Annotated in this window: 13 protein-coding genes; 8 read left to right on the top strand and 5 right to left on the bottom strand. The window is 71.8% G+C overall.

Features of this window, described 5'->3' with window-relative positions:
- Positions 1 to 142 precede the first annotated feature (142 nt).
- Positions 143 to 793, bottom strand: coding sequence for a hypothetical protein (locus tag ACZ5PB_RS13985; protein WP_468690807.1), 651 nt, complete (start codon positions 791 to 793; stop codon positions 143 to 145).
- Between the two features lie 206 nt (positions 794 to 999).
- Here ACZ5PB_RS13985 and ACZ5PB_RS13980 point away from each other — a divergent pair, with 206 nt between their 5' ends.
- Entirely contained in the window at positions 1,000 to 1,770 is a 771-nt protein-coding gene (locus ACZ5PB_RS13980) for a class I SAM-dependent methyltransferase (RefSeq protein WP_468690805.1), read from the top strand.
- A gap of 77 nt (positions 1,771 to 1,847) precedes the next feature.
- Complete coding sequence (locus ACZ5PB_RS13975) at positions 1,848 to 3,404, top strand: FAD-dependent monooxygenase (RefSeq protein WP_468690804.1); 1,557 nt, start codon at positions 1,848 to 1,850, stop codon at positions 3,402 to 3,404.
- Here the strand turns inward: ACZ5PB_RS13975 and ACZ5PB_RS13970 are convergent.
- The 3 genes from ACZ5PB_RS13970 to ACZ5PB_RS13960 all read right to left on the bottom strand — a co-directional run bounded on the left by ACZ5PB_RS13970 (position 3,380) and on the right by ACZ5PB_RS13960 (position 5,367).
- The gene (locus tag ACZ5PB_RS13970) at positions 3,380 to 3,802 is read right to left on the bottom strand and encodes a DUF3052 domain-containing protein (protein WP_468690802.1); all 423 of its coding nucleotides are present in this window, start codon (positions 3,800 to 3,802) and stop codon (positions 3,380 to 3,382) included. The genes ACZ5PB_RS13975 and ACZ5PB_RS13970 overlap by 25 nt on opposite strands.
- Positions 3,803 to 3,953: 151 nt before the next feature.
- Positions 3,954 to 4,715 (bottom strand): bestrophin-like domain, encoded by a 762-nt coding sequence (locus ACZ5PB_RS13965; protein WP_468690800.1) that lies wholly within the window; start codon positions 4,713 to 4,715, stop codon positions 3,954 to 3,956.
- A 25-nt stretch (positions 4,716 to 4,740) separates the two neighbouring features.
- Positions 4,741 to 5,367, bottom strand: a complete 627-nt coding sequence (locus tag ACZ5PB_RS13960; RefSeq protein WP_468690909.1) for a hypothetical protein — start codon at positions 5,365 to 5,367, stop codon at positions 4,741 to 4,743.
- Positions 5,368 to 5,616: 249 nt separating this feature from the next.
- Here ACZ5PB_RS13960 and ACZ5PB_RS13955 point away from each other — a divergent pair, with 249 nt between their 5' ends.
- From ACZ5PB_RS13955 to ACZ5PB_RS13945, 3 genes are all read left to right on the top strand, one after another.
- Positions 5,617 to 6,594 (top strand): SCO0930 family lipoprotein, encoded by a 978-nt coding sequence (locus tag ACZ5PB_RS13955; protein WP_468690798.1) that lies wholly within the window; start codon positions 5,617 to 5,619, stop codon positions 6,592 to 6,594.
- Positions 6,595 to 6,892: 298 nt separating this feature from the next.
- The gene (locus ACZ5PB_RS13950) at positions 6,893 to 7,705 is read left to right on the top strand and encodes an SAM-dependent methyltransferase (RefSeq protein WP_468690796.1); all 813 of its coding nucleotides are present in this window, start codon (positions 6,893 to 6,895) and stop codon (positions 7,703 to 7,705) included.
- Positions 7,706 to 7,956: 251 nt separating this feature from the next.
- Entirely contained in the window at positions 7,957 to 10,146 is a 2,190-nt protein-coding gene (locus tag ACZ5PB_RS13945) for a putative bifunctional diguanylate cyclase/phosphodiesterase (RefSeq protein ID WP_468690907.1), read from the top strand.
- A gap of 75 nt (positions 10,147 to 10,221) precedes the next feature.
- Here ACZ5PB_RS13945 and ACZ5PB_RS13940 read toward each other — a convergent pair whose 3' ends face one another.
- Positions 10,222 to 11,103, bottom strand: coding sequence for a LysR family transcriptional regulator (locus tag ACZ5PB_RS13940; RefSeq protein ID WP_468690794.1), 882 nt, complete (start codon positions 11,101 to 11,103; stop codon positions 10,222 to 10,224).
- Between the two features lie 97 nt (positions 11,104 to 11,200).
- On the opposite strand from ACZ5PB_RS13940, the gene ACZ5PB_RS13935 reads away from it, so the two are divergent.
- The 3 genes from ACZ5PB_RS13935 to ACZ5PB_RS13925 are packed head-to-tail and all read left to right on the top strand — an operon-like array spanning position 11,201 to position 14,641.
- Positions 11,201 to 11,935 carry a succinate dehydrogenase cytochrome b subunit gene (locus tag ACZ5PB_RS13935; protein ID WP_468690793.1) on the top strand — a complete coding sequence of 245 codons (735 nt, stop codon included), beginning with the start codon at positions 11,201 to 11,203 and terminating at the stop codon, positions 11,933 to 11,935.
- A gap of 1 nt (position 11,936) precedes the next feature.
- Positions 11,937 to 13,889, top strand: a complete 1,953-nt coding sequence (locus tag ACZ5PB_RS13930; protein WP_468690791.1) for a fumarate reductase/succinate dehydrogenase flavoprotein subunit — start codon at positions 11,937 to 11,939, stop codon at positions 13,887 to 13,889.
- The gene (locus ACZ5PB_RS13925) at positions 13,886 to 14,641 is read left to right on the top strand and encodes a succinate dehydrogenase/fumarate reductase iron-sulfur subunit (protein WP_468690789.1); all 756 of its coding nucleotides are present in this window, start codon (positions 13,886 to 13,888) and stop codon (positions 14,639 to 14,641) included. The genes ACZ5PB_RS13930 and ACZ5PB_RS13925 overlap by 4 nt, the downstream gene beginning before the upstream one ends.
- Positions 14,642 to 14,677 lie beyond the last annotated feature (36 nt).

Genomic DNA, 14,677 nt, shown 5'->3' with positions numbered 1-14,677 from the left:
GGTGACAATTTGGGACGCCACCAGGAGGAGGGGTGGGGGAAGAGGGTGGGGGGGTTTCTTCTTTTGTGTGGGGGGAGCCGATGGGCCCCCCTCCCCCCTCCCACCCCCCCCCCCCCACCGGCGTGCTGTGGCCGCCGCGCGCTCAGTGGCGGTGGCCGTTCGCCGCCCGGCGGCGCACCGCGTAGAGCGAACCGCCGATCGCCAGCGCCACCAGTACCGCGCCACCCGCGACCTGGGTGGGGTCCATGCCGCCGATGCTGCCGCCGAGCCCGCCCCGTACGCCTCGGGCGGAGATCACCGGAGAGGCGGACCTGATGGGCGAGGCGGACGTGACGGGCGAGGGGGACGTGGCGGGGGAGGCGGAGGTGACCGGGGACGGCAGGGAGGTCGAGCTGGTCGTCGGCAGGCCGGAGCCCACCACGGTCAGCGAGACGGATCCCTTGGTGCCGTTGCTGCCGCAGGTGAAGGCCACGTCGTACAGGGCGCCCGGATCGGCGCGCTGACTGACCGTCGCCCTGGCGGGCTGCCCGGGTGGGACGGTGACGGTGCCGAAGGCCGCCGACGAAGCGGTGGCGGTGCCCGGGCAGCCACCGGCGCTGAGCGTGACCTGGCCACCGGCCACGATGCCGGAGGGCGTCACGCTGAACCCGTTGGCGGCACCGCCCGCCCCTGTGTCCGTGACCGCGCCGCCGACGTCGGCGGCGGCCGCCCAGGACTGCGTACCGAGGCCGGTGAGGGCGAGGGCGCAGAGTGCTGCCGCCGCCGAGGTGGACGCGAGGCGTATCGCGCGCATGGTGCTCCTTATGGGGTCCCCGAGGAGCACAGCTGCGGAACCCGTTTCCGCATATACCAGGAAATGCACCTCGATGACCGCGACGCTAGGAGCGCCCGGTGAGCCCCGCGATCACAGTCGCGCGAATGGGGGACGTATGTCCCCCGGTTGGTCCCGGCAGCGCCCGACGGGCGGTCATGGGCGGCTGCCCGGGGAAGGCTTGGGGGATGAGCAGCGTATTCGACGACATCGCGGAGCTGTACGACCGCGCCCGGCCCGCGTATCCGTCCTCGGCGGTCAACGCGCTGGTGGCCGCGACAGGGCTGGTGGACGGCTGTCAGGTACTCGAAGTCGGCCCGGGAACAGGGCAGTTGACACTTCCGCTGGTCCAGATGGGGTGCGCCGTGACGGCGGTCGAGCTGGGTCCCGGACTCGCGGCCGTCGCCCGCCGGAAGCTGGCCGCCTATCCGGCGGCCGAGGTCGTCGTCGCGGACTTCGAGACCTGGCCGCTGCCGCCGGACCCGTACGACGCGGTCGTCAGCGCGACGGCCTGGCACTGGAGCGACCCGGCGCTGCGGGTGCCGAAGGCGGCGCGGGCGCTGCGGCCCGGCGGGCACCTGGCGGTGATCACCACGCACCACGTGGCGGGCGGCAGTGCCCGCTTCTTCGACGAGGTGCAGGCCTCCTACCTGCGCCGGGACCCGGCAACGGTCCCGGGCGCCCGCCTCCCCGAACCGGCCGAGGCCCGCACGGACCTGACCGAACTCACCGCCTCTCCCGCCTTCGGCCCCCCGGTGGTCGCACGCTTCCTCCGCGAGGTCGGCTACACGGCCGAGGAGTACCGGGAGGTGCTCCGCACCCACTCGGGGCCCCTCGCCCTGACGGAGCCGTCGCGCGAAGCGCTGCTCGACGACATCGCCGCACTGATCGACGCCGGTCACGGCGGCCGGGTGACCAAGCTCTACCTCCACGAGGTGATCACCGCCGAACGAAAATAACTTTACCGAGTTGCTTTTCTTCCTCGGTCACGATTTCCTTGTCCCTGTCGACGTCGACCGGAATCCAAGGAGTGGGCATGAGTGGAGTGAGCGGCTTGAACAGCGTGCTGATCGTGGGATCCGGCCCGACCGGACTGACCCTGGCGTGCGACCTCGCCCGGCGTGGCGTGCCGGTCCGCATCGTCGACAAGTCCCCGGAGTTTCCCCGGAGTTCGCGGGCCAAGGGCCCCAATCCACGCAGCCTGGAGGTGCTGGAGGACCTGGGCGTGCTGGACCGGGTGCTCGCCGCGTCGAGCGCGCCGCTGGTGATGCGCAAGTACCGGGACGGAGTGGCCGTCGCCGACACCGACCCGCACGCGGGACAGCGGCCGACGCCCTCGGCCCCGTACGACAGGGGCCGCCTGATCGCCCAGTGGACGCTGGAGGAGATCCTCCGGGACCGGCTGGCCGAGTACGGCGTACGGGTCGAGCTGGGCACGGAGATCGTGTCGTACGAGCAGAACGCCGGCCGGATCACCGCCCGCACAAGCTCGGGCACGGACATCGACGCCGCGTACCTGGTCGGCTGCGACGGCGGCCACAGCTCGATCCGCAAGCTGATGGGCGCCACCTTCGAGGGCACCACCCAGGACACCCAGGTCATGGTCACCGGCGACGTCGAGCTGACCGGCGCGGACGGCCTGTCCCGGGACCACTGGCACCAGTGGTTCGACGAGGACGGCGCCGTGATGCTCTGTCCGATCCCGGGCACGGAGCGGGGCTGGTGGTTCCAGGCCGGAGCGGAGTCCGGGCCCGACGGCGCCCCCCAACTGCCGACCCGCGAGAGCTTCCAGCGGCTCCTCGACCGGCACGCCCGGCTGCCCGGGGTCCGGCTGACCGAGGCCGCGCTGCTCTCCACGTACCGCGTCAACGTGCGCATGGTCGACCGCTACCGCAGCGGCCGGGCGCTGCTGGCCGGTGACGCCGCGCACGTGCACCCGATCGCGGGCGGCCTCGGCATGAACACCGGCATCCAGGACGCCTTCAACCTGGGCTGGAAGCTGGCCGCCGTCCTCACCGGGCAGGCCGGTGCCGCACTCCTCGACACGTACGAGGAGGAACGGCTGCCGATCGCCGCCTGGACCCTGGACACCTCCTCGGACCGGCTCGCCGCGGTCATGGCGGCGATCCGCGAACCCGGCGGCGGACTGGACGCGGGCATCACCGAGGAGACCACGGCCCTGGCCCTCGGCTACCGCTGGAGCTCACTGGCCCGGCCGGGAGCAGCGGACGACGCCCCGCTCAGGGCGGGCGACCGCGCACCGGACGCCCCTTGTCTGAATGCCGCGACAGGCACCCCGACCCGCCTCTTCGACCTCTTCGCGGGACCGCACTTCACCCTGCTGGGCTTCGGCGGGAAGTCGGCCGGGACACTGCGCGAGGTGGCCGCCGCGGCCGGGGACACCGTACGGGCCCACGGGGTGGACGCCGCCCCGGACTCCGGCCTGATCGACGACGAGGGGCACGCCAGGGCCGCGTACGGCATCGACGGCGACGCCCTGGTCCTGGTCCGCCCCGACAACCACGTGGCGCTGGTCACCACTGCCGGGGACGGTGCCGGGGTGCTCGACTACCTCCGGGGGCTGGGGAGTTGACCGGTGCGAGGTGATACGGCCCGAGTCCCGCGCCACGCACCGAGCAGGGCGGTGCCGGTCGTGGTCAGGCCCGCCAGGGCCGCCGCTTCGGCGACCTCGCCCGGATCGAGGAAGCCGGGCCTGCCCGCGACCGGGGTGAGGACCCAGACGAAGCCGTCCTCGGGGAGAGGGGCCGCGGCCTCCTGAAGTTCGTCCGCGAGGTCGCCGTCCCCCTCCCGCCACCACAGCAGTACGGCCTGAACGGCTTCGTCGGTGGCCCAGTCCACCATCGCCCTGCCGGTGGCCCGCTCGATGTCGGCGCGGATCAAGTCGTCGGTGTCGTCGTCCGGGCCCAGCTCCTGGACCACCATGGACCTCGGCACGCCCAACTGCCGTGCGTAGTCGTGTACTTCGTTCATCGCCGCGGCCTCCCTCGCCCCCTCGCCGAACGCCTGCCCTTTCCCGGCCCAAGAGTGCCCTCGGCACCGGAACATGGAAAGGCGCCCGCAGTGCCGCCCCGTCGGACAGGGCTGCACTGCGGGCGCCTCGGTGCCCCGGGTGTGCCGGGGGTCAGCCGGTGTTCGGCAGAAGGTCGACGAAGGGATCGGGGGTGGCCGCGATGCCGTGCCCGAACGGTGCGTCGAGATCCCAGATGAGGAAGAGCAGGAACGCGATCATCACGCTGAACAGCCCCGCCAGGAGGAGTTCGCGCGCGGTGCGGCGGATCTGCAGGGTGAAGATCAGGCCGACCGTGATGAGCGCACCGGTGATGAGACCGAACCAGACGATGGTCGGCATGGTCGCCTCGGTGCTCTCGGCGCGGGTGCTGCGCGCGTCGTCGGCCGCGGCGACCTGGTCGACCAGCGGCTGGTACGCCTGGCCCTCCAGATCGGTCTTGGGCTCGTAGAGGGTGACGTCGTGGCGGACCCGCTCCAGGAGTTCGTCGCCCCGCTCGGAGACGGAGCTCTCGTCGACCATGTACTGCCACTCGGTGTCCACGACATAGGTGACGTAGGCCTCGATGTCCGAGCGGATACGGGCGCGGACCTCGGCCGGATAGACCTCGGCGCGGGCGCTGACCTCGTGCAGCGCCTGGGCCTCCTGGCGTACGGACTCCTGGGCGGCGCCCCGGCCCTCCCAGACTCCGGCGATGGCCAGGCCGAGGACGATCGCGTAGATCACGCCGATCATCATCGTCATGTATTCGAGGACGTCCGGGGTTTGGGTGGGGTCGTCGTCCTCGCCGACCCTCCGGTTGTTGATGACCACGATGGTGAGGACGATCGCGCAGGCCGAGGCCATCGCGATGGTCAGAACAAGCCATTCCGACATGGGTACCTCCGTCGGTGGAACCGCATCAGCGGGAGGAACGGGGACGCAGTACCGCGACGGCGAAGACCGCGGGCGCTGTGATCAGGAGCGTGAGGGTGAGCATCGAGGTGCGGCCCTTGGGGGGCTTGCGGACCGGCTTGCGATAGCTCGGCAGGGCGATTGACCCGGCGGCAGGCGGAACCGGCCGCGTGGACGGCGGGGGCGGGGGTGCGGGCGCGGGCGCCGGGACTTCGGGCGCGGGCAGCGGCTCGGGCGCGACCGGTGCGCGAAGGGGCGGCGGGGCCGGTGGCGCGGGTACGGGGGCAGGGGGAGGCGCGGGCGCGGGCGGAGCCGGTTTCACGGGCGGGGGCTTCGGCCTGGGGGCGGGAGCCGGCGGCTTCGGATCCGGCGGGATCGGCGTCGGCGGTGGGGGCGGCGGAGGTGCCGGCGGCGGGGGAGGCGGCGGCGCGGGCGGCGGCCAGCAGGCGGCCTCGTCACCGCCCGCCACCGCGACCGCCGTCGTCGTCCCGTCGCCCTGGCCCGTGGAGGCGTAGGCGCAACTGTCGGCCGAGGCGGGCACCGAGCCGACCAGCAGCCAGCACAGGGCGGCCGAGGAGAGCAGACGTACGAGGAGCGGACCGGGCTTCCGGCGTGATCCGTACACGAGGGGCATCATGAGTCTGCTAACGAGCGGCACGCGGCAGAAGTATGGGATTCCCCTGATAGATGCAGCCTTCCCGGATTTGCGTTCGGAACGGGATCAGGTGTCCAGGGGTCGCGCTCGGAGGGCGTACGGAGGCCGTGCGAAGTTTTTTCGGCAGGTGTTGAACACGGTGGCGTCTCCCGTACGTACCTAGGGCCGAGCGACGCACTCCGGCGTCGCGCACAGCCCTTCGGGAACCTTCGGGACACGGGAGTCGACATGAACAGCTGGCGGAACGTCTCGCTCGCGCTGACGGCGGCAGCAGTGCTCGCACTGACCACGGCATGCGGGCAGGACACCGGATCCGGCTCGCAGTCCGTCGGCAACGCCGCACCTGCGGGAGCGCCCGCCGACGACGGGTACGGCGGCGGCGACGCGTACGGCGGGAACGAGGCCGCCGCACCCCGGCCGGCCGGGCAGCTCGCCGTGCGGGAGACCGGGAAGCTGGGCAAGGTGGTCGCCGACGGCGAAGGCAGGACCCTCTACCGGTTCGACAAGGACACGGCGAAGCCGCCCAAGTCGAATTGCGACGGCGACTGTGCGAAGGCCTGGCCGGTGGTGCCCGCCGAAGGCTTCACCGCCGCCCCCGGCATGGACCCGTCCGCGATCGGCTCGGTGACCCGGACCGACGGCAGCAAGCAGCTCACGCTGGGCGGCTGGCCCATGTACCGGTTCGCCAAGGACACCAAGGCGGGCGACCTCAACGGGCAGGGCGTGGGCGGCACTTGGTTCGCGTCGGCGCCCGACGGGAAGAAGGCCGCGGCGGCGCCCGCAGCCGCGGCCCCGGATGCCCCCGACACTCCGGGCGCCCCCGACGCTGCCGCGCCCGCCGATCTCCCTGGTATGTCCGTGCGCAAGGACCCGAAGCTGGGCGAGATCGTCGTCGACTCCCGGGGGCGCACCGTCTACCGCTTCAAGAAGGACTCGGCCTGGCCCATGAAGTCCGCCTGCACCGGGGACTGCCTGAAGAAGTGGCCGGTCGTCGCACCCGTACCGAAGAACGACGCCGAAGGGATCCTCAAGAAGGGCTTCGTCGTCTTCGACCGGCCCGACGGCGCCAAGCAGCAGACGATCGACTGCTGGCCGCTCTACACCTTCGCCGGGGACACCAAGGCGGGTGACACCAACGGGCAGGGCGTGGGCGGCACTTGGTACGCCGTCTCCCCGCAGGGGAAGCTGGTGGGGGCCGCCAAGTAGCGATCGGACCCCCCTCGGATCCCCCTCGGGCCCCCCTCAGGGACCGGCGGCTCCCGGCCACCCCGAGTAGGACTCGCACGGCAGTTGCTCATAAAGTTCGGCCCGTCGTCCCCGTACCCGCGGGAACGGCGGGCCGGGCGCGTGCAGGTGCACTTGCCACTGGAGTGTGACGGAGAACGGACGGGCAATTTCCGTTTTCGCTCGCCCCACTGGCGGTGGATCAGTAGCCTCGGCTCGAACACCGGGTGCGGTCATCAGCCGTGCCCGCATTCGTCGCGGCGAGTTGTGGGAGACATTGATGGAGCGTCCCGCCTGGGCACCACCGGGCATCGACATCTCGATGCCCAGCGTGTCCCGCATCTACGACTATTACCTGGGCGGTTCGCACAACTTCGAGGTCGACCGGGACGCGGCCCGCCGGGCGATGGAGTTCATGCCCGGACTGCCCAAGATCATGCAGGCGAACCGGGCGGTGATGCGCCGCGCCGTGCGCCACGCACTGTCCGAGGGCGTCACCCAGTTCCTCGACATCGGCTCCGGCATCCCCACCTTCGGCAACGTCCACGAGGTCGCCCAGGCCGCCGATCCCACCGCCCGCGTGGTGTACGTCGACCACGACCCGGTCGCTGTCGCGCACAGCCGGGCGGTCCTGGAGGGCAACGACCTGACCTCGGTCGTCGCCGCCGACCTCCGCAAACCGCGGGACATCGTCAACAGCCCCGAGGTCGGCCAACTCCTCGACCTGGAACAGCCCGTGGCGCTGCTGCTGGTCGCGGTGCTGCACTTCATCGAGGACGCCGACGACCCGTACGCGGCGGTCGCCGAACTGCGCGACGCACTGGCGCCCGGCAGCCTGCTGATCGTCACCCACGCGTCGTACGAGGGCGTGCCGCTCACGCCCGAGCAGGCGGGCGGCGCCGTGGACGTCTACCAGGAGATCAAGAACCCGCTGGTCATGCGCTCGCGCGCCGAGGTCGCCCGGTTCTTCGAGGGGTACGAGATGGTCGAGCCCGGCCTCGTGCCGCTGGCCGAATGGCGGCCCGAGAACCCGGTGTCGCAGGAGGACCCGTACGCCTTCTCGGGCTTCGCAGGGGTGGGGCGCAAGGCGTGAGCGCGCAGGCGCAGGCACCGGACGGCGAGCGGGACGGCCAGGGCAGCACCGGGACCAAGGGCTCCGGCACCGTTCCGGCCCGGAGCACCGTCCCGCCCCAGAGCACCGTCCCGGCCACCGTCCCCGCCCGGAGCACCGGACCGGGCAAACCGCAGAGCACGGGTGCGTCCCGGGTCACGGCACAGGCCACGGCCACGACCGCCGACCCCGGCGGCGTACCGCGGCAGAGCACCGGACCCGACCGCGAGGCCGTGGAGGGTGTCGATGGCGTCGAGGCCACGGAGTCCTGCGAGGCCGCCGAGGTCCCCGGCGGACCCGAGGACCGGGTGCGGCGGTTCGCGACGATCTGGAGCCGGGCGATCTTCCCGGCCACCGCCACCTCCCTCACCCGCCCCGAGTTCGAGCAGCTCCTGCTGCCGCTCGCCCGGCGGCTCTGCAGGGCCCTGCACGAGCGGCCCTTCGACTCCGCGACCGGGCACGAGGTGGGCTCCGCCCTGATCGACGCGCACTGCACGGACCCGGACGCCCTCGTCCGTACGCTCGGCGTCGTCGAGTCGTACCTCGTGCTGTACTGCACCGACGGCGAGGGGTCCCCGGCCGCCGCCGAGGAGTTCCGGGCCCGCAGCTCCCGCCTCCAGCACGGCATCGCCGCCGGATTCGCCCGCCAGCTGCGCGAGCGCACCCTGCGCGAGCAGGAGGCCATCGCCCGCTCCGCGCTCAGCGCCCGCAGCGAGGCCCAGCAGGCCCTGCACGCCACCGAGGAACGCTTCCGCGCGGTCTTCGAGGGCGCGGCCGTCGGCATCGGCATCGCCGCCCTCGACGGCACCATCCTGGAGGTCAACGAGACCCTGGCCAGGATGTTCGGCGGCCTCGACTCCCAGGTGCGCGGCCGCAAGGTCACCGAGTGGGGGCACCCCGAGGACACCGCGCAGGTCTGGCGGATGTACGAGGAGCTGGTGCGCGGCGAGCGCGACCACTACCGCTGCGAGAAGGCCTTCTACCGGGGCGACGGCACCGTCCTGTGGACCAACCTCACCGTGTCGCTGCTGCGCGACTCCGAGGGCCGCCCGCAGTACCAGCTCGCCCTCATGGAGGACACCACCGAGCGCCGCCTGCTCAACCTGCGGCTGCGGTACGAGGCCACCCACGACGCGCTCACCGGGCTGCCCAACCGGACGCTCTTCTTCGAACGCCTGGAGAAGGCGCTGTCCACCGCCGGCGAGAACGCCCGCTTCGGCCTCTGCTACCTCGACCTCGACGGCTTCAAGGCGGTCAACGACAGCCTCGGCCACTCCGCCGGCGACCGCCTCCTGGTGGAGGTCGCCGACCGGCTCCAGTCCTGCGCCACCGCACCCGGCGAGATGGTCGCCCGGCTCGGCGGCGACGAGTTCGTGGCGCTGACCACAGGCCCCGACACCCGCCGCGAGGTCGACGACCTGGCCGCCCGGATACTGAACGCACTGGCCACCCCGATACACCTGGAGGGCCGCGAGATCACCGTGCGCGGCTCCATCGGCATCGTCGAGGGCCCGGCCGCCGAACGCGGCCCCGCCGACGTGCTGCGCAGCGCCGACATCACCATGTACCGGGCCAAGTCGGCGGGCGGCAACCGCTTCGAGTTCGCCGACGCCGAGGCCGACGAGCGGGCCATCACCCGGCACGGCCTCACCCACGCGCTGCCCGCCGCCCTGGAGCGCGGCGAGTTCTTCATCGAGTACCAGCCGCTGGTCCACCTCGGCGACGGCAGCGTGCACGGTGCGGAGGCGCTGGTCCGCTGGAGCCATCCGCAGCACGGCGTCCTCGGCCCGGACCGGTTCATTCCGCTCGCCGAGCACACCGGTCTCATCGTGCCGCTGGGCCGCTGGGTGCTCCAGGAGTCCGTACGGCAGGCCAGGTTCTGGCAGGAGAAGCACGCCGACGGCGGCCCGCTGCGCATCAACGTCAACCTCTCGCCCACCCAGCTCCACCACCCCGGCCTGGTCGCCGACACCGTGGAGGTACTGGAGCGGGCCGGCCTGGAACCGGGCGCACTGTGCCTGGAAGTCACCGAGTCCGCCCTGATAGGAGCCGACGAGGACCTCCTCAAACCGCTGCGCCAGCTCGCCGAGATGGGCGTCGACATCGCCCTCGACGACTTCGGCACCGGCTACTCCAACCTGGCCAACCTGCGCCGCCTGCCGGTGAGCGTCCTGAAGCTGGACCGGTCCTTCACCCAGAGCATGCAGCGGCTGCCCGCGGACCCCGTCGACGTGAAGATCGTCGAGGGCATCGTCTCGCTGGCCCACAGCCTGGAGCTCGCGGTGACGGTCGAGGGAGTCGAAACGGGCGCCCAGGCCGACCAGTTGCGGGAACTGGGCTGCGACACGGCCCAGGGCTGGTACTACGCCAGGCCGGGAGCACCGGACCGGATCCACTCCCTGGCGCTGACGGACGCGGTCTGAGGCCGGCGGACGTGGTGCGAGGCTGACGGACGCGGCCCGGGACAGACCGAAGCGGTCCGAGGCGTACGCCCGTGCTCAGGCGTGCGCCTCCACCAGCACCCGCTGGAGCTCCCGGGCCGCCCTGGGCGGCGCCACGTCGCTCCGGTGGGCCAGCGCGATCGTGCGCCGCAGCCCCGGTCTGGCCAGCGGGGTGACCCGCAGGCCCGTGCCGGTGCGTTCGGCGACCATGCGCGGGACCACCGCCACGCCCAACCCGGCCCGTACGAAGCCCAGTACCGCGTCCATCTCGCCGCCCTCCACCGTGAACACCGGCTCGAAGCCCTCGGCCCGGCAGGCGGCCACGGTCAGCTCCCGCAGGTCGTAGCCGTGCCGGAACATCACCATCGGGGTGTCGCGGAGATCGGCCACGCGGACCGGGCGGCGCGGGGCGCGCGCGGCCGGCGAGGAGACCACCACCAGATCCTCGTGCAGCAGCTCCACCGTGGTGAGCGCGGGCGAGGGGGTGGGCAGTGGCAGGACCACCAGGGCCAGGTCCAGCGCCCCGCGTGCCAGCTCCCGTACGAGGTCGTGCGAACCGCCCTCCTCGATCAGGAGCTGGATGCCGGGGTGGGCGTCGTGGAAGGTGCGCAGCACGTCGGGGAGCAGACCGGTGCACAGGCTCGGGGTCGCGCCCAGGCGCACCCGGCCCCGGCGCAGCTGGGCCAGCTCCTGCACCTCGCGGCGCGCGGTGTCCGTGTCGGCAAGGATGCGCCGGGCCAGCGGGAGGAGGGCCTCGCCCGCGTCGGTCAGGGCGATGTTGCCGCGTGCGCGGGTGAACAGGTCGGCGCCCAACTCCCTTTCCAGCGCGCGGATCTGCTGGGAGAGCGAGGGCTGCGCCACGTGCAGTTCCTCGGCGGCGCGGGTGAAGTGCCGCGACTCGGCGACGGCCACGAAGTAGCGGAGCTGTTGGAACTGCATGTCCCCAGCGTACGCCCGCCAGATAGGCATTGCCTATGGACTTGAGCCGCACCATGTCTTGGACCTCTGAGGTCCTTCGGCCCTAGCGTCTCTACCTATGGCTCTGGCATCGCGGCAGGACAGCCCGCCCACTCGAAAACCCCCCGTAGGACGCTCCCGGCGGACCCGGCACTCCTTCTGGGGGTCGACCGTCGGCAAGAAGACGGTGATGGCCGTCAGCGGGCTGATCATGCTGGGCTACCTCGTCGCCCACATGATCGGGAACCTGAAGATCTTCTTCGGCACCGACGAGTTCAACGGGTACGCGCACTGGCTGCGCACCATGGGCGAGCCGGTCCTGCACTACGAGTGGGCGCTGTGGCTCGTGCGCGTGGTGCTCCTCGCCGCCGTGGTGCTGCACGCCGTCTCCGCGTACCAGCTCAGCCGGCGCGACATCCGGGCCAGGCCGACCGCGTACGTCCACAAGCGCAAGCGGGCCAGCTACGCCACGCGGACCATGCGGTGGGGCGGCGTCATCCTCGTCCTGTTCATCGTCTGGCACCTGCTCGACCTGACCCTGCTGACGGTCAACGACAACGCCCAGCCCGGGCAGGCCTACCAGAACGTCGTCGCGAGCTTCTCCAACTGGTACGGCAACACGATCTACATCGTCGCGATGCTCGCCGTCGGCCTGCACGTGCGGCACGGCTTCTGGAGCGCCGCCCAGACCCTTGGCGTGGGCAACGCCACCCGCGAGCGCCTCCTGAAGGCGCTGGCCAACCTCCTCGCCCTCGTACTGACCGTGGGCTTCCTCTCCGTGCCGGTCGCGGTCATGACCGGATTGGTGGGCTGACATGACCTCGTCCTACGCCGACTACACCACGGGCGCCCCGCTCGCCGACGCCAAGGCCCCCGCCGGGCCGGTCGCCGAACGCTGGGACACCCGCCGCTTCGAGGCCAAGCTGGTCAACCCGGCCAACCGGCGCAAGCACACCGTCATCGTCGTCGGCACCGGCCTCGCGGGCGGCGCGGCCGGCGCCACGCTCGCCGAACAGGGCTACCACGTCGTCCAGTTCTGCTACCAGGACTCCCCGCGCCGCGCCCACTCCATCGCCGCCCAGGGCGGCATCAACGCCGCCAAGAACTACCGCAACGACGGCGACTCCATCCACCGCCTCTTCTACGACACCGTCAAGGGCGGCGACTTCCGGGCCCGCGAGTCCAATGTGCACCGGCTCGCGCAGATCTCGGTGGAGATCATCGACCAGTGCGTGGCCCAGGGCGTGCCCTTCGCCCGCGAGTACGGCGGACTGCTCGACACCCGCTCCTTCGGCGGCGTACAGGTCTCCAGGACCTTCTACGCACGCGGCCAGACCGGCCAGCAGCTCCTCCTCGGCGCCTACCAGGCGCTCTCGCGGCAGATCGCCGCCGGGACCGTCGAGATGCACCCGCGCACCGAGATGCTGGACCTGATCGTCATCGACGGGAAGGCGCGCGGCATCGTCGCCCGCGACCTGATCACCGGGAAGATCGACACCTACTTCGCGGATGCCGTCGTCCTCGCCTCCGGCGGCTACGGCAACGTCTTCTACCTGTCGACCAACGCCATGAACTCCAACGCCACCGCCGTCTGGCGGGCCCACCGGCGCGGTGCTTACTTCGCCAACCCGTGCTTCACCCAGATCCACCCCACCTGCATCCCGCGCACCGGCGACCACCAGTCGAAGCTGACCCTGATGAGCGAGTCGCTGCGCAACGACGGCCGCATCTGGGTGCCCAAGGCCCAGGGCGACACCCGCCCCGCCCGCGAGATCCCCGAGGACGAGCGCGACTACTACCTGGAGCGCATCTACCCGTCCTTCGGCAACCTCGTCCCCCGCGACATCGCCTCCCGCGCCGCCAAGAACGTCTGCGACGAGGGCAGGGGGGTCGGCCCCGGCGGCCAGGGCGTCTACCTGGACTTCGCCGACGCCATCGCCCGGATGGGCCGGGGCGCCGTCGAGGAGAAGTACGGCAACCTCTTCGACATGTACGCGCGGATCACCGCCGAGGACCCGTACGAGACCCCGATGCGGATCTACCCCGCCGTGCACTACACGATGGGCGGACTGTGGGTCGACTACGACCTCCAGACCACCGTCCCCGGCCTCTTCGCCATCGGCGAGGCCAACTTCTCCGACCACGGTGCCAACCGGCTCGGCGCCTCCGCGCTGATGCAGGGCCTGGCCGACGGCTACTTCGTCCTCCCGGCCACCATCAACGACTACCTGGCCCGGCACGCCCAGCAGGACACCGTGGACGCCACCCACCCGGCCGCAGCCGAAGTCGTACGGGAGACGGAGCAGCGCATCGAGAAGCTGCTGGCCGTCGACGGCGACCGCACCCCCGACTCCTTCCACCGCGAACTCGGCGAGCTGATGTGGGAGTTCTGCGGAATGGCGCGCACCGAGGAAGGGCTGCGCAAGGCCCTCGGCCGGATCCCGGAGATCCGTGAGGAGTTCTGGCGGCGGATCAAGGTGCCGGGCGTGGGGGAGGAGTTCAACCAGTCGCTGGAGAAGGCCAACCGCATCGTCGACTACCTCGAACTCGCCGAGCTGATGTGCCTCGACGCACTGCACCGCGAGGAGTCCTGCGGCGGCCACTTCCGCGAGGAGTCCCAGACCCCGGACGGCGAGGCCGCCCGCGACGACGAGCGGTTCTCCTACGCCGCCGCCTGGGAGTTCACCCCCGGGGGCGGCGCCCCCGTCCTGCACAAGGAAGACCTCGTCTTCGAGTACGTCCACCCCACCCAGCGGAGCTACGCATGAGGCTCACCCTGCGCGTCTGGCGCCAGAAGAACCCGAACACCCCCGGGGAGATGGCGAGTTACGACGTCGACGACATCTCGCCCGACATGTCCTTCCTGGAGATGCTCGACACCCTCAACGAGGAACTGATCCTCAGGGGCGACGACCCGGTCGCCTTCGACCACGACTGCCGCGAGGGCATCTGCGGCGCCTGCTCGCTCGTCATCAACGGTGACGCGCACGGCCCCGAGCGCACCACCACCTGCCAGCTCCACATGCGGTCCTTCGAAGACGGCGACACCATCGACATCGAGCCGTGGCGGGCCTCCGCGTTCCCCGTCGTCAAGGACCTCGTGGTGGACCGGTCGGCCTTCGACCGGATCATCCAGGCCGGCGGTTACGTCAGCGTGCCGACCGGCGCCGCTCCCGAGGCGCACGCCACCCCGGTGCCCAAGGCGGACGCCGACTTCGCCTTCGAGCACGCCGAGTGCATCGGCTGCGGGGCCTGCGTCGCCGCCTGCCCCAACGGCTCCGCGATGCTCTTCACCTCGGCCAAGATCAACCACCTCAACGTACTGCCGCAGGGCGCCCCGGAACGCAAGACCCGGGTACTCGACATGGTCGCGCAGATGGACGACGAGGGCTTCGGCGGCTGCACCCTCACCGGCGAGTGCGCCACCGCCTGCCCCAAGGGCATCCCGCTGCCGTCCATCGCGGCGATGAACAAGGAATGGCTCCGGGCCAACAGGACCCACAGGAAGGCGCGCGGCTGACGGGCGGGGCCGCGCGAATCCGGCGGCGTACGGACT

This window comes from Streptomyces sp. NPDC032721, assembly GCF_055579625.1.
Note: the sequence above shows the minus strand (reverse complement) of the source record. Positions and strands in the feature narration are given on the sequence as shown.